Genomic DNA, 22,551 nt, shown 5'->3' with positions numbered 1-22,551 from the left:
ACAATGTCGCTGCCTGAGGACAGTAGCTCTCTATTCAGGGATCACGCTGAAGGAATCCGGCGCGGCCTGCTCGAAGCGCGTAAAACGGTTCAAGAACACGAAATCCAGGCTGCCGGTCGGGCCATTGCGCTGCTTGGCGATGATTAGTTCGCACTTCGCACGTTCTTCTTCGGGAAGATCTGTTTTGTAGAAGCCGGGCCGATTGATAAAGAGCACGACGTCCGCGTCCTGCTCGATTGCACCCGATTCACGGAGATCGGCCAGTTGCGGCTTGCGGTCCTCTCGTTCCGGGGCGCGTGTCAACTGGCTCAAGACGAGCACGGGAATCTTCAATTCCTTCGCGAGCCCCTTGAGCGACCGGGAAATGCTCGAAACCTCTTCGTTGCGGTTGCCGAAGCGGCCGCGCGCGGAAATAAGTTGGAGGTAATCGACGATGAGCAGGTCGAGTCCTTTGTCTCGCTTCAAGCGTCGCGCTTTCGCGCCCATTTCCATCACGGTAGATGAAGCCGAATCGTCAATCCACAGCGGAGCCGTGCCCAACCGTGCCAGCGCCGGTCCGATTTTCGCCCAATCCTGCTGGCTCAAATGTCCGGTTCGGAATTTATGCGCATCGATGCGTCCATGAGAGGCGAGCAGGCGAAGCAGGAGCGACTCTTTGGACATTTCCAGGCTGAAAACCGCCACGGCGCGAGGCCCATCGCTCAGCGCCACATTTTCCGCAATGTTCAGAGCCAGAGAAGTTTTTCCCATTGAGGGCCGCGCGGCGAGGATGATCAATTCTCCCGGCTGCAGCCCGGCCGTATCGTTATCCAAATTGAGATATCCGGTCGCCACGCCCGTAAGCCGCCGCCCCTGCTCCATCATTTTTTCGAGGCGCGCGTAATTCTCTTTAATCAGGTCCTTGACGCCGATCAGCCCCGCACGAACGCGTTCCTCGGCGACTTGAAAAATATCGGACTCGGCTTTGTCGAGAATGGCGTCGGCGTCTTCTTCCGCGTCGAGCGCGCGCTGCTGAATGGCTTCCGCTGTGCGGATCAGATGACGCAGGATGGACTTCTCTTTGACGATGCGCGCATAATGCTCCACGTTTGTCGCGCGCGGCAGGCCATCCATCAACTGCGCAAGGTAAGCCGGCCCGCCTGCGGCTTCGAGCTCTCCGTGGCGATCCAGGCATTCGCTCAGCGTGACAAGGTCAATCGCCTGCTGCGCTTCGGCCAGCTCCACCAGCCGTTCGAAAATCCGCCGGTGCTGATCGAGGAAAAAATCTCCGGATTTTAGCTTTTCCACGGCGACGTTCAGCGAATGATTGTCGAGGAGAACTGCGCCGAGAACACTGCGCTCGGCATCGGCGTTGTAGGGCAGGGCGCGTTCGAGGGTCGCTTCGGTAGCCATCTATTTCGCTTTATTTTCGTCTAGCAAGATTCCGATGGCAACGCATTTTTTCACATGCGCCATTTCGGGTACTCGTCGCTCCAAATTTTTCTGCAAATTGAGGCAGGCATTCTCTGCGTCAAGCGGCGAAGAGTCAATGCGTAGCGGCTGTGGATTTCACAGGCGCTGTTGAAAAGCGTCACAGAGAAGAGAAGCGATAAAAAAATGGCGCTGAGAAATTGTTCCCAGCGCCAACCGTGAACCCACGCAAGAAATTATGCCTCGCGTTCGACCGTGAGTTTGACTGTTGCTGTGATGTCGCGATAGAGCCTCAGCGTAATCGGAAACTCGCCAATCGTCTTGATGGGCACGTCCAGCTGAATTTTTCGCTTGTCGATTTCGTATCCCTGCGCTTTGAGGGCATCCGCAATATCGCCTGCCGTCACCGAGCCAAAGAGCTGCTCGTTTTCGCCGGCCTTACGCGAAAGTTTCAACGCCACAGAGGAAAGCTGGTCTGCCTGCTTCTGCGCGCTCTCACGCTCCGTCGCTTCTTTCTTGGCAAAAGCGGCGCGCATCTTTTCGAGCCGCTTCATGTTGGAAGCATCCGCGACGATGGCCAGCTTGCGTGGGAGCAAATAATTCCGCGCGTAGCCTTCCTTGACGTTCACGACCTGTCCGCGCGTCCCCAGCTTCTCGACGTCTTCTTGCAGAATGATTTCCATGATTCCGTCCTCGAAATTTGGTTTGTGCGGCGCGATGGCCTGCGCCCCCGTGTTCCGTCCCGGCGATATTTACTCAGAGCTCCGAAGCAAACGGCAAGAGCGCGATGTTCTGCGCTCGCTTGATGGCAATCGTCAGCCAGCGCTGATGCCGCGCACAGGTTCCCGTCATCCGCCGAGGGAGAATCTTGCCGCGCTCCTGTACGAACGATTGAAGCACCTCGGGCTTCTTGTAGTCGATGAGGTCAACCTTGTCTACGCAGAAGCGGCAGACTTTCTTTTTGCGAACGTAATTACGCTTGCCCCGCCGATGCGGCCCAGCAGGCCGTCCGCCTGGCCCTCCGCTTTCGGGCCTGCCCGGTCCGCGTCCTCCGCCGGATCCGTGCTGCGGCGATGAATGCTGTGGCGATGAATGTTGTGGTGCGTGCGTTTCTTCAGCCATTCGATTTTCCCCTTATCCCTGTGCCGCGGCTTGTTCCGTGGCCGCTGGAGGAGCAGCCACAGGCTTGCGCGGACGCCGCGCGGCGCGTTTTTCGCGGCGCTTGCTTAGTTTTTCCTGGCGCTTGATTTCTTCATCGAGGCGCACTGTCAGGTATTTCACAACGGCGTCCGATACCCGCAGGCGCCGTTCCAACTCCTTGAGCAACTCGCCGTGGCTCGAGCGCAGAACCATGTAGACGAAGAATCCTTCCCGCAATTTCCGGACGCGGTATGCCAGCCGCCGCGTGCCCCATTTTTCCACTTTCTCAAGTTTCGCCTGCTTCTCCTGGATTGCGTGCTCCAGCGTGGCGATCAATTTATCGATCTCCGTCTCCGGCGTGTCCGGTCGGCAGATGAAGATCAGGTCATACAGTCTTTCTTCCATGTTTCCTCTTTTCATTCACCACAACAAGCGTTGACTCAAGAACTTTGCTCGTCAGTTTCGTCGAGCGGCGTCTCGCGGCGATTGAATCGCGACATCGCCCGTCCCGCGCCTTCCGCAAGAATCATTTCTACGGCTTCAGCCGCCGCGGAAATCATTTCGTCGGCAATCGCTTGTACATCCTTGCCGATCGGCGCAAGAACGTAAGCCGCCAAATCGCTCGGCGGGAATTTCGGCTGAATCCCCAGTCGAATCCGCAAAAACTCGTCCGTGGCCAGCGAACCGATAATCGACTTCAGCCCGTTATGCCCGCCGGCGCTGCCGCGTTCGCGAATCCGAATTGTTCCCCAGGGCAGTGCAGCCTCGTCACTGGCCACGATCATTTCCGCCGGATCCGCTTCATATCGCCGAATCAGCTCGCTCGCCGCTTGTCCGCTCAGATTCATGTACGTCTGCGGCTTTGCAAGCACGACATCGTGACCAGCAATCTGCCCGACGCCGATCAAGGAATGTGCCTCGGAGCGAGTCACGCGAATCGCAAACCGTTCCGCCAGCAGGTCAATCACCCGGAAGCCCAGATTATGCGGCGTCCAGGCGTATTCGCGGCCGGGGTTGCCAAGCCCCACGATAATTCGATTGCCAAGGCCCAAAATGATTCGCATCCGCGCGTGCCCGTCTTGGGCGCCGCTTTACTTCTCCTTGCCCTTTTTCTCCTGCTTTTCGGCCTTCGCCGGTTCCGCGCCCTCTTCGCCTTCCTCGGCTTCCTTCTTGCCCTTCTTGATGACCTCGGGCTCGGCTGGCACCGCCTCGGTCGTAGCCGCGGCCGCTGCTTCCGGCGTGACTTCCTCTTCCTTCTTGAGCACGACAACGTGCGCCAAAACGCGCTGCGGGTCCGTAATCAGCTTGATTTTCGCCGGGTCGATCGGCAGGTCCGCGGCGCGAAGCTGCTTGCCGATGGTCAGTCCGCTGACATCCATTTTAAATTCTTCCGGGATGTCCGCGGGCAAACATTCGAGTTCGACTTCGCGCGTCACCATCTCGAAGATTCCGCCTTGCAACTTCACACCTTCAGGCTCGCCGAACACATGTACCGGAACGCGCACGCGCATGCGCACATCCATCGCGATGCGCAACAGATCCACGTGCAGCAAGGAACCGCTCACAGGATCGACCTGCCAATCCTTCACCATCGCCTTTTCATCTTTGTGGCCGGTGACGTGAACGGTGAAAATCGTGTTGTGACCAGTCTCCGAGCGCAGAATCCGCGCGACCTGCCGCGCATTTACGGACATTGCCAATGGCTCTTGCTTGCCGCCGTATAGCACGGCCGGAACCTGTCCCGTTCGTCGCGTCCGCCGGGCGGCGTTCTTGCCTCGCTCCTCGCGCGGCGCTGCTTCCACAACAAAGGCTTCCATATGTCTGTCCTTCCTGTTAAATGCCCTCTAAATGAACAATTCGCTGATCGAAGTTTCTTCGTGAATCGAGCGGATGCCGCGCGCCAGCAGTTCCGCCACGCTGAGCACTTTAATCTTCGGAACTTTTCTCGCTTCCGCGGAAAGCGGAACCGAGTCAGTGACAATCACTTCTTTTATCGGAGAGCTGCAAATCCGCTCCACCGCAGGCCCGGAGAGAATCGGGTGCGTGCACCCTGCGTAGACATCGGTCGCTCCTTCTTTCAGCAGCGCCTCGGCCGTTTTCACCAGCGTGCCCGCTGTATCGATGATGTCATCAATCACGAGCGCCGGCCGGCCCTTCACATCGCCGATCAAGTGCATCACTTCGCTCACGTTTACATCAATGCGCCGCTTATCAACGATAGCCAGCGGTGCATCCATTTTTTTGGCGAAAAATCGCGCTCGTTCCACGCCGCCAGCGTCCGGGGAGACGACCGTGGGCTTCTGCATCCCGCTCTTCTGGAAATACTCGACAAGCACCGGCGCGGCGAACAAATGGTCCACAGGCACGTTGAAATAACCCTGAATCTGCGGTGCGTGCAGGTCGAGCGTCAGTGCACGGCTCGCTCCGGCAGTTTCAAGCAAGTCCGCAACCAGCTTCGCGGAAATCGGCACGCGCGGTCGGTCCTTGCGATCCTGCCGCGCGTAGGCGTAGTAAGGAATCACTGCCGTCACGCGCCACGCCGACGCGCGCTTGAACGCGTCGATCATCAGCAAAAGTTCCATCAAGTGGAAATCCACAGGATGGCAGCAGGCCTGCACGACAAACACGTCCGCGCCGCGAACATTTTCCAGTATCTGGAATCGCGACTCGCCGTCGCTGAACTGCCCGCGTTCCGCATGTCCGCGCGGCACGCCCAGGTAGTGGCAAATCGCTTCGCAGAGCGCCGGATTCGCGCTTCCACTGAAGATTTTGAATTTGTCGTCGGTCAAAGGATTCCTCTTAGACGACTGCCTCTAGAGCACAGCCCTGCGATACTCTTCCTTCGAAAGGGTTCTGGTTACAAAAACCTCGTCCTTCGGAAAAGCTCGCGCGGCTCGGCGCGCCTGCGCTGGGGATTGGAAAACTCCAAACACCGCCGATCCGCTACCCGCCAGCGCGGCTTCCGCAGCTCCTCCCCGGAGCAAAGCCCGCTTGATTTGACTCAAACGAGGGTGACGGTGGAAAACGGCATCCTCGAAATCATTCGCGATGCCGCTACCCTGCCGACTCCAGCACAGAGCGCAGAAACCCCATATTTTAGGGGCAGCGGCGCTTCTTGTCAATCGTTCATCTACCCATGCGTAGGCGTCCTTCGTGCTCACGCTCACGTTGTGCGGTGAGACGACCAGCACTGTTTGCCGCGGTCCATCCGGTAACGGATAGATCTCATCGCCTCGATTCACGCCGAGCGCGCGTCCGCCGAAAAGAAAAAAAGGCACGTCGGCTCCCAGGCTTGACGCAATTTCGATCAATCGCGGAAGCGGCACTTTACCGCTCGTCAGCCGCAGCACGCCCAAAAGCGCCGCTGCTGCGTCGCTCGAACCGCCCCCGAGCCCTCGCGCCACCGGAATTTGCTTTATGAGGCGCGCGTGAACTCCCTGTTTTAGCCGGAGCTCGCGGCGCAGGAGATCAATGGCGCGCCAGACCAGGTTTGTCGAATCCGCTGTCAAATCCGAGTTATCAATCTCGAGCGAAATTCCCCCCGAAGCGGAAAGCCGGAGCTCCAGTGTGTCGTGCAATGAGACGGCCTGGAAGATCGTGCGCAATTCATGGTAACCGTCGGGCTTGCGGTCCAGCACGTGCAGACGCAGGTTTATCTTCGCAAACGCGGGCAGTCGAACGGATTTCTTCATCCGCAGAGGATATTACGGATTGCCACTATTGCCGGAGGACTTTTCGGCGACATGGCGCTTGAGGTCTTTGAGTTTTGCTTGCAGGTCCGCAACTTTATCGGGCGCATAATCAGCTGGCAGCGCCTTTTGCCAATAGAAGAGGGCTTTCTTCCAGGATTGCTCTGCAAGGTCGTTCTGCCCGAGCTTGGCATAAACCTCGCCCAAATGCCCGAGCACCGTCGGATCGTTTCCGCTATGAGAAACCGCCTGCAGTAGATATTGCTGTGCCTCCGTTAGATTCCCCTGTTTGTAATAAGCCCAGCCGAGGCTATCGAGATAGGCGCCATTCGTCGGGTCTTCCGCCACGGCGTTGCGAATCATCGAAATCGCTTCATCGAGCCGCACGCCTCGATCCGCCAGCATGTAACCGTAATAGTTCAGAACCATCGCATCGTGTGGGTCCACGGCCAGCGATTTGCGGAACATATCCTCGGCTTGTTCGTATTGCTTTTCATCGTCGTAAATCGCTCCAAGCATGAACCATACCGACTCCTTGTCCGCAGGCGCCTGGGACATGGAAAGAGCGGCATTGGCGTCTTTCTGGGCTTCTGAATATCGCTTGCCGCGCTCCTCGACTTGCGCGAGGTCCAGATACGTATCGCGGTTCGCTGCGTTTCCCTGGCTCATGCCACGAAGAACTTTTATCGCATCGTCCGTCTGGCCGTTATCGCCAAGCAGCATGGCGTGAGTAACAGCGAGATTCTGGTCCTCCGGATTGGCCGTCGAGGCCTTTTCCGCCTCAGCGATGGCTGATTTAATGTCTCCACTGGCGCGATAGCTGTCGATAAGCAGAAGTTCTCCGCGCTTTTGCGTTCCCGGTCCGAGTTTTTCCATCTCCTCGAACGTTCGCTCCGCCGTCGCATAATCCCCGGAATCTTGGTAAGCCAGCCCCAGCTGTTCGTACAATATGCCCAGCGCATTTGGCGCCGGCTGACCCTGTTGTTGCTGTGCCTTCACACCGGCGATCGCATCGGAAAGAATTTCAATGGCGTCTTTGTAACGCGCTTGCGCTTCGTAGAGGAGCGCCTCGTTGTACAGCACCTCCAGATTATCCGGTGCGTATTTTTTCGCTTGCATCAGGCTGCTCTCTGCCTTGTCGAGCTCATCCAGATGACGATAAATTTGCGACATACGCAGGTAATTCTGCGCAGAATCAGGTTCGAGCTGAGTCAGACGCTGAAATTGCGCCAGCGCTTCTTGGTACTTGTCATTCGCCAGCAGCGCATCCGCTAATCCATGCCGGTGGCTCGGCTCATCCGGATCGAGTTTCACGGCGCGCTGGTATGCGGCTTCCGCCTTTTCCAGATCGTTCATCTTTGTGTAAGCGCTTCCCAACAAATCGAAAATCGCCGGGTCCTGAGAATCCGACGCGGCGTTCTGCAGCACGGAAACCGCATCCTGTGGCCGGCCTTCATCCAAATAAAGCTGGCTGAGCTGTTCGAGCGCCCCTTCATTGTCTGCTGCGCGGCTCAAGATAGCTTTAAGAACTTTTTCTGCTTGATCCGGATTGTTCTGGAATCGGTATAAGTGCGCCAGCCAAAGCTGTGACTGGGCGTCATTCGGATCCAGCCGCTGCACCGCCTGCAACTGCGTGACAGCCTCTGCGATTGTCGCCGCCTGCGTATCGTTGGAACTCGCATCCCCCAGCTGGCGAATATAAATCCGCGCCAGTAGGCGATGTGCAGCCAGGTTATTGGGATCTTTTTCCAGCGCGGCTTTCGCTTCCTGGATCGCATCATCGGTCCGTTGTTCGGCGGCATAGACTTCCGCCAACCGTTCGGTAATGTAGGGATCTGAATCAAGCGTCAGAGCCTTCTGGTAATAGCCGATTGCCTGGTCGGCCAGTTCGGCTTTCCTTGACTCATCGAATTGCTGCTCAGCCAGATGCCCCAGCATGAAATCGGAGTAGGCTTCGGCGCGTTTTGTTTGGTCGGTCTGCGTGTAGGGAAACGAGTTTGCCGCGGACTGCGGCGTTGACCCTTGCGAAGCAGTTTGCGCCGCCGCACCGCTCGCGCTCAGCGCTGCAACGAGGACGGCGCGGATTAGATTATTTTTCATGCCTACCCCACAATCCTGCTGCTCATTATGGTATACGAAGCCGGAGGCGTCAAAGCGTTCCCGCCCATTGTTACCGCTGCCATCACACTTTAATTTTGGATGCGCGGAAGTCTTTCCGCGGCTAATTCCATTAGTGGCGGAAATGCCGTACGCCGGTGAAAAGCATCGCCAATCCGAGCCGGTTCGCTGTTGCCACCACGTCGGCATCGCGTACCGAACCTCCAGGCTGAATCACCGCCTTGGCGCCAGCCTTCGCCGCTTCTTCGACGCCGTCAGCAAACGGGAAAAAAGCATCCGAAGCCACCACGCTTCCGGCCAATGGCATTTGTGCCTTCATCACCGCGATCTTGACCGAGTCCACGCGGCTCATCTGTCCCGCGCCGATTCCAAGAGTCTGCCCGTCACGCGCAAAGACGATGGCATTCGATTTCACGTGCTTGCAGACCTTCCACGCAAACAGCATGTCGCGTCGCTCCGGCTCTGTCGGCGTGCGGCTTGTCACCACTCGTAATTCAGACTCTTCCAGTCTGTGGCTATCCTGCTCTTGCACCAGAACTCCTCCAAAGATTCTCTTCAACTCCAGTTGCTTCGCTGGTTCCTCGCCGGCCATTTCGAGTAGGCGCAGATTTTTCTTCGGCGCGAATTTGTTTCGCGCCGCATCGTCGTATCCCGGCGCCACGATGCATTCCACAAAAAGCTGTGCCACTTCCTCGGCGGTTTCGGCATCGAGCGCGCGATTGAACGCGATCACGCTGCCATACGCCGAGACCGGATCGCACGCCAGCGCGAGGCGATACGCTTCCGCAAGATTTGCATGCTCGGCGACGCCGCACGGATTGTTGTGCTTGATGATTGCCACGGCCGGCGCGGAGAACTCGCTCACGAGCGACCATGCGGCGTCGAGGTCCACAAGATTGTTATACGAAAGCTCCTTGCCCTGATGTTGCCGCGCCGCCGCGAATCCTGCATGTGGGCGTCCAGCCGGAGCATAAAGCGCGGCCTGCTGGTGCGGATTTTCGCCATAGCGCATCGCCTGCTGACGTTCGAGCGCGTAGTGCAGTCGAAACGGCAGAGTTTCAGCTTTGCTCGCGAGATGCAATTCATGATTGGCCGAAAGCCGCTCCATCTGCGTCGCGATTTCGCCGTCGTATCTCGCCGTTTGCGCAAAGGCTTTGCGCGCAAGCCTCAGTCGGGTCCCGAGGCTTAATTCGCGGCTTGTTTTCAGCTCTTGGACAACCTTCGCGTAATCATCCGAACTCGTGACCACCGCGACGTTTTCGAAATTCTTCGCCGCCGACCGCACCATCGTCGGCCCGCCTATGTCGATATTTTCGATCAGCTCTTCGGCCGTCACGCCCGCCTTGCTCGCCGTCGCGGAAAAAGGATAGAGGTTCACAACCACCATATCGATGGCCGAAATCGAATGTTGGGCCGTTTCCTCGCGGTCTCCCGCATTTCCGCGCCGGAAAAGAATCCCTCCGTGAACCTTCGGATGCAAAGTCTTCACGCGTCCGCCCAGCATTTCTGGCCAGCCGGTGAGCTCGGCCACGTCCCGCACGCGAATTCCCGCCTCGCGCAGCAGCCGTGCTGTCCCCCCCGTCGACACAATCTCGATTCCCAGTTCTGCGAGCTGGCGCGCAAAATCCACCAGGCCCGTCTTGTCATAAGCGCTGATCAGTGCGCGCTCAATCGCCACACAATCCTCCTCATTGAAAATGGGCATACTAGTGTATGCGGTCGCGGAAAAATCGAAAAGGGGAACCTGGGGCGAAAAAAAGAGGTGAGAATCTGTACTTATTTGCTGACGCGCGCTTTCAATTTCACGCGCCCGCCTTCCACGCTCACCGTGTACTCCACTTCCGCGGCGCCTTTCTGCGTCTTCAATTCGTGCGTCTTTTGGCGGACGAACTTCCCGAAATCCTCGAAGCTCGGCGTCCCGCCGGTTTCCCCGGTGGAATTTCGCGCTTCCACGAGCTTGCGATAAAGCTGCTCGACGCGATCTTTTTCCTGCTCCGGATCGCGAAGCGCCATCGAGTACCCCGTAGCTGCGGCTTGGCGCCGTGTCTCCGGCGCCGGCACGGGATGATGTTCTGTCTTGGCGCGTTCGGCTTCGATCGCCCGCGCGGCAGCGCCGAAATGCCGTTGCGTCGTGCCTTCCTCTCGCTCCTTCAGTTTTTTTCGCCAGATTTCGCAATATTTCGCGAAGGTTTGCGCGATATTCGTGTAACGGAATCGCTGCGCATTGTTCATATCCGGGCCGCGGTCGCCATACTTCTTGATGATCGTCTCCACGCGCCATTGCGTGTCTGCGGGCGGGCGTTTGCGTCCGCCGCCGAAGAATTGTTCGTACTCGATCTTCAGTTGGCGGATGTCTTTTTCGAGTTGGGCGAGATCTTCCTCAGCGGTTCCGGCCATAATCGAAGGGCAAAGAAAGGCTCCTCACAACATCCTAAATTTGCTCGATTCCGGGGGTCAACGACGGCGTAAAAATCTGTGCCCGAAGGGTATTTGTCCCCCCAGGCAGGCTCATCGCCAGGTTGCTTCGGCGCGGGGCGTATGCTGAAATAGCTTTATTATGGCCTCTCCCACCCGGCGTGCAGCGAAGCTGCAGAATCCGCAAGCGTCGGCCCTTCGGCAAATTCCCTCTGTCGACGAACTCTTGAATCGGCCGAAAATCGCGGAGATCATTCACCGCGCCGGCCGCGAAACTGCGGTTTTGGTTGCGCGCCAGGTGCTCAGCGGCATCCGCGAAGAACTCGCCGGTCATTCCCCGGATGGTCAAGCTTCCCGTAACTTCGATGCGGCGCAAATCGAATCTCGAATCGTCGCCTGCGTGGAGCGCGAATTGGCGCCCTCTCTGCGCAGCGTCATCAACGCAACCGGCGTCGTCCTCCACACCAATCTTGGCCGTGCGCCTCTGCCGAAATCCGCCGCGGAACGAATCGCCGCAACGGCGACGCACTATTCCAATCTCGAATATGATCTCGATACCGGTGAGCGCGGAAAGCGCGACGTTCATACCAGCCGCGCTTTGGCGGAATTGGCCGGCGCCGAATCCGCCATCGTCGTCAACAATAACGCCGCGGCGGTTTTTCTCGTCCTGAACACTCTGGCGAAGGGCGCGGAAGTCATCGTTTCGCGGGGCGAGCTAATAGAAATCGGCGACGGATTCCGCATCCCCGACATTATGGCGGAAAGCGGCGCGCGATTGCGCGAAGTCGGCACAACGAATCGCACGCGCATTGTGGATTACGAGCGTGCCATCGGCAAAGAAACTCGCTTGCTGCTTCGCGTGCATCCGTCGAATTTCAAAATCATCGGCTTCACCAAGCGTCCGGAACTCGAGGAATTGACCGCGCTCAGCCGCAAGAAACGCATTCCCCTCTTCGAAGATTTAGGCTCCGGCTGCTTGACGGGCCTCGCGGATGCTGGCGCCGGCGAGCCAGTCGTGCGTGCGAGTTTTGCCGCCGGAGTCGACATCGCCACGTTCAGCGGAGACAAGTTGCTCGGCGGCCCGCAAGCCGGAGTCATCGCCGGCAAGCGCAAGCTCGTCGAACGCATCCGGCGGAATCCGCTCTTTCGCGCCTTGCGCGTCGATAAATTGACCGTCGCCGCCCTCGAAGCGACTTTGCAGGCCCATCGCCGCGGCGCATTGGACGAGATCCCCGCGCTGCGCATGATTCGCATGTCCGCCGACGAAATGAATCGTCGTGCCTGCTCGTTCGTCGAAAACCTGCGCGAGAAATTGCTCGATGGCGCGGCACTTGAGATTTGCCGCGGATTCTCCGTGATCGGCGGTGGTTCGACGCCCGAACAAAAACTGCCGACGACGCTCATTGCCGTGCGCAGCCCGCGCCACTCCGCGGATTCGCTGGAAGAGCGGCTGCGCAAGCCGCAAACTGGCTCGCCGGTCATCGCGCGAATCGAAAAAAACACGCTGGTACTCGACTTGCGGACGGTTTTTGAGGATGAAGAATCTGCCCTGCATCAAGCGCTTGTATTGGCGCTGCTCTGATCCCGCGCGGCCTACAGACGGTTGATGCAGCTCGCCACGCACGCCGCGCCAAATCCGTTGTCAATATTCACCACGCTGACGTTCGATGCGCAGCTATTCAGCATCGCGAATAGCGCCGCCAGCCCCGAAAAACTCGCACCGTAGCCAACGCTCGTCGGCACGGCAATCACCGGCGCGCTCACCATCCCCGCCACGACGCTCGGCAGCGCGCCCTCCATCCCCGCCGCACAAATAATCACGCGCGCCGACGTCAATTTCTCTCGATGCTTCAGCAAGCGGTGCAGCCCCGCCACGCCTACGTCGTAAATCGCCTCCGCGCGGTTGCCCATCATCTGCGCGCTCACCAGCGCCTCTTCCGCCACGCGAATGTCGCTCGTTCCCGCCGTCACCACGAGAATCAATCCTTTGCCGGTGACCTTTTTGCTTCGCTCGATCGTGATCGCGCCCGACGTCGCGTGAAATCTCGCCTGTTGCGAAATTTTTCGTACCCGCCGGTAAATCTTTTCGTCGGCGCGCGTGATCAGAATGTTGTGTGACGACTTCGTTCGCAGCATTCCGCGCACGATCTCCGCCACTTGCTCCGGCAATTTCCCTGCGCCGAAAATCACCTCCGGATAGCCCTGCCGCAGCTCTCGGTGATGGTCGATCCGCGCGAACCCAAGATCTTCGTATGGCAAATTCTTCAGCCGCTCGACCGCCCCCTCCGGCGACACCCGCCCCTTTTGCACCGCCTCCATCAGTCCGCGAATGTATTCTGCGTTCACATGTTCCTCTGCTGTCCGAAACGCGAACAAGATTTTAGCATTTTGGCGCTGCGCATATCGAAGAGCCCTCAGTTTCTTGACGGTCAGATCGCAGAGGCGTTACGGAATCGCTTGTCGTACTCATTCATCCTTGGATTTCATCACCCAGCGATATTCACAGAAAGCCAAGGCTAAAAGGATGCCGCCAAGACAAAAAGGAAAGAGGGATAGTCTTCGTCCTGAAGTAATAAACCAAATGGGAAGACGAGGCTTGACAGCCAGAGCCTCGGTCGTAATGCCGTAAACAACCACTAACGCAAGACAATGTCCCAGCAGGGCTTTTCCACGGATCAGTCGATTCCAGGGAACGAAATTGAGGAAACGGTCTGACGCGATGTAAGGAATCAAAAAAGTGTACGCCACCATCGCGAGAGTTTGGATTCCGCCCGGATGGTCTACTAGATTCACGCACAGGACGCCACTAAGCACAAGGGAGCCAAGCGTGATGAGGACAACCATGCCGTAATTTCTCTTATTTGGGTCGGGTTCGGCGGAGCCTGATTCAGGACTTCTTGGCGTTTGCAGCAGACTAAGCGGTTCGTCGTCGGGCATGATGGTAGGCCTCAAGCATACATGGCAAACGGATTTTGCATCAAACTTCTCCCCTTCTTAAATTTGTCCGAAGCCGCTCCATAAACTCGAAGATTCACCTCAGCCCAACGCCTCCGCCGGTTCAAAGCTTCGCAAGAATCTTGAGCGCCAACGTTTTCTCGATTGCTTTGACCTTGTCGTCCGGCATGCCGTAGCTGAGAACGTGAACGTCAAAGACCACGTCCCCTTTTTTGACGGTCATAACCGAAGCGGTCCCCTGAAATGTGGTGTAGACCGCGTCGTCGCCAACACCACTGGCGCCGGTGACAATCTTTCCGGAAATCGGTATTTTGGCGTAAGTCAACGCCTGCGCGTCCTTAAGAAATAGCTGTACTCGGATGTTGGTCCGAGCGGCGGTAGACCGCCATTGACAATCTTTCGGGTGGCTCGCAAAGAGGGGCGTGCCCGCGTCTACCGCCGTCCCCACGGCGTCGCTCACCTGCGCGGACGTGAGCAACAAGCATGCATTCGTCGGCGGCGCAGCGTTCGTGATTCGTGCGCCGCCCACATACGAAACAAAAACCGCAGCAATTGCTAAAAACTTGAATCTTGAATTCATTTTCTCATCCTCCGTTTCGGAAGTCGCTGCGTCCCCAGCTTATTCCGTATCAATCGCGATCCCCGTGTTTCCCCCATCGGCTCCGCCAACGCTCATCGCTCCTTCAAACAAAAGGACTTTCTGGCCGAGTCAACGTAACGAATAGCCCCTTACCCCTGGTCGCGACTTGAGAAGAATTGCAGTGGAGGGAACAAGGGAGGATTAACAAAGGTCTTAGTGCCTGTCAACTATAAAGCCGCAGGAACTGCCCCCTCGCTCGCCGGCTTGACTTTGCGCAAAGCGGCTGCCTAGACTCAGAGATTCGACTCATCGCAATGGCCCATACCGAAGCCAAGACCATCACTGTTGGCATCACCGGCGCTAGCGGCGCGATCTACGCGCAAGCCATGCTCCGCGCACTCGACCGCGACCCGCGCGTCTCCCGCGTCTATGTCGTCGCCAGCGACGCTGGTCTGCGCCTCATCTCGACCGAACTCGGCGTCGTCGCGCAGGAACACAAAAAGCTCGCCTCGCTGCTCACCGCAACCGCCGCGAAAAAATTCGAGTGCCTGCCGAATAAAGACATTGGCGCAACCATCGCCTCTGGTAGCGCCACGGTCGACGGCATGGTCATCATTCCTTGTTCCGCTGGAGCGCTCGGCGCTATTGCCTCCGGCACGAGCGACGATTTGCTCGCGCGCGCCGCCGATGTCTGCCTCAAAGAGCGCTGCAACCTCGTCCTCTGCCTGCGCGAGACGCCGCTCAATCGCATTCATCTCGAAAACATGCTTCGTGTCCACGACGCCGGCGCCATCGTCATGCCCGCGATGCCCGCGTTTTATTACGCGCCGCAATCCATCAGCGAAATAGTCGAGCAATACGTTTTTCGTGTCCTCGCGCAGCTCGGCCTGCCGCAGGAAGAGCAATATCGCTGGTCTGGCGCGGCAAAAAAGAGTGGAGCACAAAATAAATGACGCGCTCGCGCATCCGCACTGTGCTCGAGATGATTAAGTTCGAGCACTCCGTCTTCGCACTGCCCTTCGCGCTTGTCGGCGCGCTCCTCGCCGAGCGCGCCGGCCGCGTGGGATGGCCTGCAGGACGCACCATCGCCTGGCAGCTTTGCTGGATCGTTGTCGCCATGGTCGGTGCGCGTTCCGCGGCCATGACCATGAATCGCATCGCCGACGTGCGCTACGACGCCGCAAATCCCCGCACGCAAAATCGCGCGTTGCCGAAAGGCGAACTCACGGTCCGCTTCGCCTGGACCTTCACGCTCGTCTCCGCCGCCATCCTCGTCATCGCCGCCTGGCAACTCAACCGCCTCGCGCTCGAACTCTCTCCCGTCGCGCTCGCGATTCTGTTCCTCTACTCCTACACCAAGCGCTTCACCGCCTGGTCGCACATCGTCCTTGGATTCTGCCTCGGCATTTCTCCCGCCGCCGCGTGGATCGCTGTCCGGGGCGCGCTCGATGCGCGCATGCTCATCCTCTGCGCCGCCGTCACGCTGTGGGTCGGCGGCTTCGATGTCCTCTACGCTTGCCAGGACGTCGAATTCGACAAGCAAGCCGGCCTCTATTCCATTCCCAAGCGTTTCGGCGTCGCGGGCGCTCTCGCCGTCGCGCGCGTCATGCATGTCCTCATGGTTTTGTTGCTCGGATGGCTCGCCCGGAGCTTCGCTCTGGCGTGGCCTGCCTGGGCGGGAATCGTCGTCGTCGCCGCGCTGCTCGCCTACGAGCATTCGCTTGTTAAACCGAACGATCTCAGCAAAATCAATGCTGCGTTTTTCACCATCAACGGCTATATTAGTTTATTGTTCCTGATTTTCTGGGGCACGGCGACTTTCGTGACCCGTTTCTGAACTGCGCCTTTTTCGATGAACACGCAACCGCAAATCACTGACCCGCGCCTCGAGCCCATCGCGCAAAAAGTTCTCGCTGGCGAACGCCTCTCCGCCGCCGACGGCCTCGCGCTCTATTCCTCGAGCGATCTTCTCGCCATCGGCTGGCTCGCCAATCACGTCCGCGAGAAGCGCCACGGCAACGTCTGCTACTTCAACGTCAATCGCCACATCAATCCCACAAACGTCTGCGGCGCGCACTGCAAGCTCTGCGCCTTTGGCCGCGACAAGGACGTGACTGGCGCTTACACCTACTCTCTCGATGAAATCTGGCACCGTGCGGCGCAGGGCGTCTCCGAAGGTGCCACGGAATTTCACATTGTCGGCGGCCTGCATCCCGATCTGCCCTTCGATTTCTATCTCGACATGATTCGCGGCCTCAAGCAGCGCTTCCCGCAAGTCCATCTGAAAGCGTTCACCATGGTCGAAGTCGGATTCTATTCGCGCATCTCGAAACTCTCGATTCGCGACACGCTTCTCGCCATGAAAAACGCCGGCGTCGATTCTCTCCCCGGCGGTGGCGCGGAAATTTTCAATCCGCGTGTGCGCAAAATCATCTGCGACCACAAAACCAGCGGCCGCATGTGGCTCGATATCGCCCGCACCGCACATCAAATCGGCTTGCGCTCCAACGCCACCATGCTCTATGGCCACATCGAAACCGTCGAGGAGCGCGTCGAGCATCTCCTGCTGCTTCGCGAATTGCAGGATGAAACCAAAGGCTTCCAGACTTTCATCCCGCTAGCGTTTCATCCCGACAATACCGGACTCGACTTCTGCCCCAAGCCCACCGGCTTCGACGACTTGAAGACCATCGCCATTTCGCGCCTGCTGCTCGACAATTTCGACCACATCAAAGCCTACTGGATCATGCTCACGCCGCGCATCGCGCAAATCGCTTTGCGCTTCGGCGCGGACGACATCGACGGTACCGTCATCGAAGAAAAAATTTATCATGACGCCGGCGCCACCACTCCTCAGCATATGACCCTCGCCGAACTCGAGCGCCTCATCCGCGCCGCCGGCCGCGTCCCTGTCGAACGCGACACGCTCTACAATCCCGTCGACCGCTCCAAAATGCCACCTGCCCCCAACGCCAACCGCACCGCCGACTTCATCCCCCAAACCTCCCTCTCCCTCAACGTTTAGTTTTTTGGAACAGAGCGTTTCTTCCGCGTTGTACTCACCGAATTTCCGCGTACAGTTGGCAGCCTAAGCCTTGATATCTAGTGCGAATCCTGCATGGAATGAAGGTTATGAATAGAGTGCTTTTGATCTTCGCAGCGTGTTTCGCATTTTTATTTTCGTTTCGCGCTTCGTCAGCACGAACGAACGTCTGGCAACCCTCGCCCGGTCACACCCAAATCGCGATCTGGCCCGGGACGCCTCCCGATGCGCAACCTGTCCCGGGTCCGGAATACGTGCAAAGAATTGGTGAGGAGCCGCCAGGCGCTGTGGTTGAACACAACATTTCGCAACCAACGATGACGGTGTATTCACCCAAAGGAAACAACAACGGAGTCGCGGTCGTCGTATTCCCCGGCGGGGGGTTTCAAGAGTTGTACATGGATCTTGAAGGCACCGAGGTCTGCGACTGGCTCACGTCCAAAGGAATCACCTGCGTGCTCCTGAAGTATCGCGTGCCGAGCCTGCCTTATGACTGGCACTGTGACTGTCGTCCCCACAATCGCATGATATCGACATTGTCCCTGGAAGACGCGCAGAGAACCATCGGCATCGTGCGTCTTCACGCCGCGGAATACCACGTCGATCCGCACAAAATCGGAGTGCTCGGTTTTTCAGCGGGCGGCTATCTGATCGCGGAAATCAGCACGAATTACAAGCGCCGTTTGTATAACCCCGTCGACGCGGCCGACAAAGAGAGCTGCCGCCCGGATTTTGCCGTGGGCGTTTATCCGGGGCATCTGTGGGTTGACGGTGCCGGGTACAAGTTGAACCCGAACATTCCGGTCACGCGCCAGACGCCCCCAACGTTTTTGGTCCAGGCAGAGGATGATTATGTGGACGGCGTAAACCAATCGCTCACGTACTTCATCGCTCTGAAAAACGCAGGCGTTCCTGCGGAGATTCACATCTACGCGCACGGCGGCCATGGCTTTGGCCTGCGCCGCACGAATCTTCCGATTACCGAGTGGCCGCAGCTTGTGGAAAAATGGCTCGGGACAATCGGCATGATCTCAACATCGCATTGATAAACTTCGGCAATCAGTGAACTCATTTCCGCACGATGCAGGTTTCGCCAGCGCCGCCATCGTGCTGAATATCTGAACGAACATTTGCTCCGTTTCGTCAGGGCACGGCTTCAGCCGTGCCGAAAACAATCGCAACGTCATCGGCTTTAGCCGCTGAGGTGCGTCGCTTTTGCTTTTAGTCCCTCCGCTAAGCTTCCGCCGTCACGTTCATCTTTGTTCGATTCGCGCGAACCAACTCCCACCCCATCCACCCATAAAACGGCGCATATTCCAGCCACAGCATCAGCGGACTCCAATGCCACGTCCCCAAAATCCCATATCCAATCAGCACGCTGTACGACAAAAACTGCAAGATCGTCAGCAGTAGCCACGCCGGATTCGGGAAAAAGCACAACAGCGGAATGATCCACGTGAAATACCACGGATACGCATTCGGCGAGAGCAAAAGGATCGCTCCGAAAATCAGAAACGCCGCCCGCTCTGGCTGCATACGCCTCGCTGCCGCCCAGAATGCCAGCGCAACCACAATTCCTTCCCCGATTCCCGCCGCCACTTCTGCGTGCCCGCTGAACATCCGCAGCAACGTGAACAGGCTCGCGTTGTTGTCCAGCCAGTGCGCTGAAAAATAAGCGAGCGTCGCCGGAATCTGCGCCAGCGCCGCGTGATATGGCCAGAAGCAAATCGCCGCCAGCGCTGCCGAACCGATTCCCGCCGCCCAGGAAACGCGCGTCCGCGGCCAGCCCGCGCGCCGCAGCCATAGCGGAAAAAGCGTCGCCGGGAAAACTTTGAGCAGCGCTGCCGCGGCTAGCAGAATCGTTGACACCCCAATCCGCGACCGTATAATCAAGAGCGCTGCCAGCAGCGCGGCCAGGGCCAGCGCGTCGCTGTGCCCCGTACCCGCGAATTCGACGATGACCAGCGGATTCCAGGCGTAAATCGCCAAGCGAAAGTTCCGGTTCGTGCTGGACCTCAGGCACCCAGCCAGCAGGAAAACAGCCAGCAGATCGGCGAAAAGGAACGGAAGCTTGAATGCGATTGCCCCTGGCAGATATCGCGCCGCCGTTTTGAAGACCATCTCGGCGAGCGGCGGATAAACGTTGGGCATGTCGTGGGCAGGCAGCGCGTGTCCCAGCGGCGTAACGTGCTGGCCCAGTGGCAGCGTATCCGGGCTGGCGATATACGGATTGTAGCCAGCGAGCTGAATGTCGCCGTCCCAGTGGTAGCGATACGGATCGTCGGATAGCGTCGGCGCCAGTGGTAGGAGCGTCAGTCGAAAAAGCATCGCGCCGATCATGATGATCCACAGCGCGGTGCGATTGGCGCGCGAATCGCCGGGCCGATGTTCGAGCCCGTAGAGGACGATGAAATAAACGATTCCTGCGCCGAGGCCGATCGTGATCGTGCCGATGGCGTGCGCTTCCAGATCTCTGAAGCGGTAAAGAATGAGAAACAGAAGTTCGAGAACGACGAAGCCGGCGAGTACGATGGTGCCACCCGAAATTCGGGCGCGGCGCATCATGCGAGGGTGATTCGGACGTGAATTTTTATTCCATCATGGCGTTGCTGGCTGCGATTGCTGCGAATCCCTTCACGGATTATCTGCGCAAGCTCACCAATCGCACCTTCAGCGGGATTTATCAGCCCAACGCTTTCGATCTGGCCATGATGATTCCGTATTTCATTGTGCTTGTCATCCTCGCCGCGTACGGAATTTATCGCTACGTCCTGGTCTACAATTTTTATCGTTACCGCCATAATGTTCCCGGTCCGCCACCTCCGGTCATCGAATGGCCCAAGGTTACCATACAGCTTCCTATCTTTAACGAGCGCTACGTCGTCGAACGCCTCGTCGATTGCGTCGCGCAATTCGATTATCCGCGCGATAAGCTTCAGATTCAGCTCCTCGATGATTCCACGGATGAAACGCAGGCTGTTGCTCGCGCGTGCGTGGAGCGCCATCAGCAGCTCGGCGTGCCAATCGTCTATATTCACCGCGAAAATCGCGAAGGCTTCAAAGCCGGCGCGCTGCAAGAAGGCTTGAAAACTGCCACGGGCGATTTGGTCGCCATCTTCGACGCCGATTTTTTGCCTCCTGCCGATTTTTTGCAGCGCACGGTTCCTTATTTCGCGGATCCCAGGCTGGCCATGGTGCAAACGCGCTGGAGCTACATCAACCGCGATTATTCCGCGCTCACCGAAGCCGAAGCCATTCTCCTCGATGGTCACTTCGTCATCGAACACGGCGCGCGCTATCGTCGCGGCTCGTTTTTCAATTTCAACGGCACCGGCGGCGTCTGGCGCCGCACCGCCATCGAAGACGCCGGCGGCTGGCAGCACGACACGCTCACCGAGGACACCGATCTTTCCTATCGCGCGCAGCTTCGCGGCTGGCATTTTCTCTATTTGCCGGAGATCGATTGTCCCTCCGAACTTCCCGTGGAAATGAACGCGTTCAAATCCCAGCAAGCGCGCTGGGCCAAGGGCCTGATGCAGACGGCTATCAAAATTCTTCCGCGCGTCCTTCGCTCCGATGAGCCGGGTTATGTGAAGGCCGAAGCATTTTTCCATCTCACCGCCAACATCAGCTATCCGCTGATGGTGATTCTCTCCGTGATTCTGCTTCCCGCCATGATCGTGCGTTTTTATCAGGGCTGGTTTCAGATGTGCCTCATCGACTTGCCGCTCTTCCTCGCTTCCACCTGTTCGATTTCCAGTTTTTATCTGACGTCCGAGCGCATCCTGTACCCAAAAACCTGGTGGCGCGCTATTTTGTATCTTCCTTTTGTTATGGCTGTCGGCATCGGGCTTTCGGTTCGCAACGCCGTCGCCGTCGTCGAAGCGCTCTTCGGCAAGCAATCGGAATTCGTTCGCACGCCGAAATACAAAATCGACCGCAACGATCGCGGCGCATGGCTCAAGCGCAAATATCGCAAGCGCGCCGGCTGGATTCCGTACGCCGAAGTGCTCCTCGGCTTGTATTTTGCCGCCACGGTCCTTTACGCAATTCAAAACGAGAACTACATCACGATCCCGTTCCTTTTGCTGTTCGTTTGGGGCTATCTCTATACCGGACTGATGTCCCTCGGGCAGGGTTTGTTCGACCGCATTCGCCTGGGCCGCGTTCCGGAGCCTGCTGAAGTTCGAGCCGCTGCCACCGGCGCCCCCGGCTTTTAACCTTTGCAAGAAATCCGTGCGCCGGCGCGGACATTCCTCTCGCCGTTTCCAGCCTCTGACCACATGCGCGCGTCGACCAAGCGCGCGTTGACCATTCGCGCCTTGGCCCGTTATAATTGAGGCTAGAACATTCGATTCGCGGGACAAGCTTCCACACGCTTCGGCAAGCAGGAAGTTCCCAAACAGAATCAGGAGCAGCGCATGGTCAAGGCAACACAACTGCGCCCGGGGATGATCATCCAGCACGAGGGCGATCTTTACACCGTTTTCAGCGTCGAGCACCGCACGCCGGGCAACAAGCGCGGCTCGATGCAAACCAAAATGCGCAGCCTGCGCACCGGCTCGATTATCGACTATCGCTTCCGCGCCGAGGAATTCGTGGAGCGCGCCATCATGGACGAAGTCGAGTTCGAATTTCTTTACGGCGACGCGACCGGCTACCACTTCATGAACTCGCAAACCTACGAACAGATTTCGCTCGATAAGGATCTTCTCGGCGAGACGACCGATTATCTGATCCCCAATTTGCAGGTGAAGATCGAATTCTATGAAGGCAAGCCCATGGGCGTGCTGCTGCCGGATACGGTGGACCTGACCGTGACGGCCACGGAGCCGACCATGCAGAAGGCCACGGCCAGCGCCGTCGGGAAGCCGGCGACGCTCGAGACTGGCCTCGTTGTCACCGTCCCGCCGTTCGTCAACGAAGGCGACAAGGTCAAAGTCGACACCTCCGAAGGCCGCTACATCCAGCGCGTCTGATACCTCAGAATGACTGTTTCTTGCAAAGCAGGCCGCCACAGGTGGCCGACACGGGAAAGCCTCGACCGCCCGTAAGTGAAGGTGTCCGAAATCGTAAAATTTTTCAAAAAATCGAAAGAATAAGCGATTAGAACGATGTCCGGTTGTTTGTTTTGTGCGAGTTACGGTCAGTTCTAATTCTTCATAGGACAAGCGATTAGAATTGAGTTTTTGAGGGCAAAT

General features: G+C 58.0%; 22 protein-coding genes. 7 read left to right on the top strand and 15 right to left on the bottom strand.

Going from position 1 to position 22,551, the window contains the following annotated elements:
* Positions 1-30: 30 nt before the first annotated feature.
* From dnaB to VGR81_10530, 11 genes are all read right to left on the bottom strand, one after another.
* On the bottom strand, positions 31-1,392 hold the full coding sequence (dnaB, locus tag VGR81_10580; protein HEV2289386.1) for a replicative DNA helicase: 1,362 nt from the start codon (positions 1,390-1,392) through the stop codon (positions 31-33).
* A gap of 254 nt (positions 1,393-1,646) precedes the next feature.
* On the bottom strand, positions 1,647-2,093 hold the full coding sequence (rplI, locus tag VGR81_10575; protein ID HEV2289385.1) for a 50S ribosomal protein L9: 447 nt from the start codon (positions 2,091-2,093) through the stop codon (positions 1,647-1,649).
* A gap of 73 nt (positions 2,094-2,166) precedes the next feature.
* Positions 2,167-2,532 (bottom strand): 30S ribosomal protein S18, encoded by a 366-nt coding sequence (gene rpsR, locus VGR81_10570; protein ID HEV2289384.1) that lies wholly within the window; start codon positions 2,530-2,532, stop codon positions 2,167-2,169.
* Between the two features lie 12 nt (positions 2,533-2,544).
* A complete protein-coding gene (gene rpsF / locus VGR81_10565; protein ID HEV2289383.1) occupies positions 2,545-2,955 on the bottom strand; it encodes a 30S ribosomal protein S6 in 411 nt (136 codons plus the stop codon).
* Positions 2,956-2,990: 35 nt separating this feature from the next.
* Entirely contained in the window at positions 2,991-3,614 is a 624-nt protein-coding gene (pth, locus tag VGR81_10560) for an aminoacyl-tRNA hydrolase (protein ID HEV2289382.1), read from the bottom strand.
* Between the two features lie 27 nt (positions 3,615-3,641).
* Positions 3,642-4,367 carry a 50S ribosomal protein L25 gene (locus VGR81_10555; GenBank protein HEV2289381.1) on the bottom strand — a complete coding sequence of 242 codons (726 nt, stop codon included), beginning with the start codon at positions 4,365-4,367 and terminating at the stop codon, positions 3,642-3,644.
* Positions 4,368-4,394: 27 nt separating this feature from the next.
* Complete coding sequence (locus VGR81_10550; protein ID HEV2289380.1) at positions 4,395-5,339, bottom strand: ribose-phosphate pyrophosphokinase; 945 nt, start codon at positions 5,337-5,339, stop codon at positions 4,395-4,397.
* 24 nt (positions 5,340-5,363) lie between these two features.
* Positions 5,364-6,242, bottom strand: coding sequence for a 4-(cytidine 5'-diphospho)-2-C-methyl-D-erythritol kinase (ispE, locus tag VGR81_10545; protein ID HEV2289379.1), 879 nt, complete (start codon positions 6,240-6,242; stop codon positions 5,364-5,366).
* A 12-nt stretch (positions 6,243-6,254) separates the two neighbouring features.
* On the bottom strand, positions 6,255-8,339 hold the full coding sequence (locus VGR81_10540) for a tetratricopeptide repeat protein (protein HEV2289378.1): 2,085 nt from the start codon (positions 8,337-8,339) through the stop codon (positions 6,255-6,257).
* A gap of 130 nt (positions 8,340-8,469) precedes the next feature.
* The gene (gene purH / locus VGR81_10535; GenBank protein HEV2289377.1) at positions 8,470-10,035 is read right to left on the bottom strand and encodes a bifunctional phosphoribosylaminoimidazolecarboxamide formyltransferase/IMP cyclohydrolase; all 1,566 of its coding nucleotides are present in this window, start codon (positions 10,033-10,035) and stop codon (positions 8,470-8,472) included.
* A 98-nt stretch (positions 10,036-10,133) separates the two neighbouring features.
* Positions 10,134-10,754: an MXAN_5187 C-terminal domain-containing protein gene (locus tag VGR81_10530; GenBank protein ID HEV2289376.1), complete on the bottom strand. Its 621-nt coding sequence runs from the start codon at positions 10,752-10,754 to the stop codon at positions 10,134-10,136.
* Positions 10,755-10,914: 160 nt separating this feature from the next.
* On the opposite strand from VGR81_10530, the gene selA reads away from it, so the two are divergent.
* Positions 10,915-12,354: an L-seryl-tRNA(Sec) selenium transferase gene (selA, locus tag VGR81_10525; protein ID HEV2289375.1), complete on the top strand. Its 1,440-nt coding sequence runs from the start codon at positions 10,915-10,917 to the stop codon at positions 12,352-12,354.
* A gap of 11 nt (positions 12,355-12,365) precedes the next feature.
* On the opposite strand, the gene larB is transcribed toward selA, so the two are convergent.
* The 3 genes from larB to VGR81_10510 all read right to left on the bottom strand — a co-directional run bounded on the left by larB (position 12,366) and on the right by VGR81_10510 (position 14,307).
* The gene (gene larB, locus VGR81_10520; protein ID HEV2289374.1) at positions 12,366-13,118 is read right to left on the bottom strand and encodes a nickel pincer cofactor biosynthesis protein LarB; all 753 of its coding nucleotides are present in this window, start codon (positions 13,116-13,118) and stop codon (positions 12,366-12,368) included.
* Between the two features lie 120 nt (positions 13,119-13,238).
* Positions 13,239-13,709 carry a hypothetical protein gene (locus VGR81_10515; GenBank protein HEV2289373.1) on the bottom strand — a complete coding sequence of 157 codons (471 nt, stop codon included), beginning with the start codon at positions 13,707-13,709 and terminating at the stop codon, positions 13,239-13,241.
* Between the two features lie 121 nt (positions 13,710-13,830).
* Entirely contained in the window at positions 13,831-14,307 is a 477-nt protein-coding gene (locus VGR81_10510; GenBank protein HEV2289372.1) for a hypothetical protein, read from the bottom strand.
* Positions 14,308-14,621: 314 nt separating this feature from the next.
* Here VGR81_10510 and VGR81_10505 point away from each other — a divergent pair, with 314 nt between their 5' ends.
* From VGR81_10505 to VGR81_10490, 4 genes are all read left to right on the top strand, one after another.
* The gene (locus VGR81_10505; protein ID HEV2289371.1) at positions 14,622-15,260 is read left to right on the top strand and encodes a UbiX family flavin prenyltransferase; all 639 of its coding nucleotides are present in this window, start codon (positions 14,622-14,624) and stop codon (positions 15,258-15,260) included.
* Entirely contained in the window at positions 15,257-16,144 is an 888-nt protein-coding gene (locus tag VGR81_10500; GenBank protein HEV2289370.1) for a UbiA-like polyprenyltransferase, read from the top strand. The genes VGR81_10505 and VGR81_10500 overlap by 4 nt, the downstream gene beginning before the upstream one ends.
* 15 nt (positions 16,145-16,159) lie before the next feature.
* Positions 16,160-17,332: an aminofutalosine synthase MqnE gene (mqnE, locus tag VGR81_10495; GenBank protein ID HEV2289369.1), complete on the top strand. Its 1,173-nt coding sequence runs from the start codon at positions 16,160-16,162 to the stop codon at positions 17,330-17,332.
* 305 nt (positions 17,333-17,637) lie between these two features.
* Complete coding sequence (locus tag VGR81_10490) at positions 17,638-18,396, top strand: alpha/beta hydrolase (protein HEV2289368.1); 759 nt, start codon at positions 17,638-17,640, stop codon at positions 18,394-18,396.
* 187 nt (positions 18,397-18,583) lie between these two features.
* Here the strand turns inward: VGR81_10490 and VGR81_10485 are convergent, their stop codons facing one another.
* Positions 18,584-19,915 (bottom strand): glycosyltransferase 87 family protein, encoded by a 1,332-nt coding sequence (locus VGR81_10485; GenBank protein ID HEV2289367.1) that lies wholly within the window; start codon positions 19,913-19,915, stop codon positions 18,584-18,586.
* 17 nt (positions 19,916-19,932) lie between these two features.
* On the opposite strand from VGR81_10485, the gene VGR81_10480 reads away from it, so the two are divergent.
* A complete protein-coding gene (locus VGR81_10480; GenBank protein ID HEV2289366.1) occupies positions 19,933-21,570 on the top strand; it encodes a cellulose synthase family protein in 1,638 nt (545 codons plus the stop codon).
* A gap of 201 nt (positions 21,571-21,771) precedes the next feature.
* The gene (efp, locus tag VGR81_10475; protein HEV2289365.1) at positions 21,772-22,329 is read left to right on the top strand and encodes an elongation factor P; all 558 of its coding nucleotides are present in this window, start codon (positions 21,772-21,774) and stop codon (positions 22,327-22,329) included.
* The last annotated feature ends 222 nt before the right edge of the window (positions 22,330-22,551 follow it).

This window comes from Candidatus Acidiferrales bacterium (genome assembly GCA_035934015.1).
Taxonomy (GTDB): Bacteria; Acidobacteriota; Terriglobia; order Acidiferrales; family UBA7541; genus DAHUXN01.
Note: the sequence above shows the minus strand (reverse complement) of the source record. Positions and strands in the feature narration are given on the sequence as shown.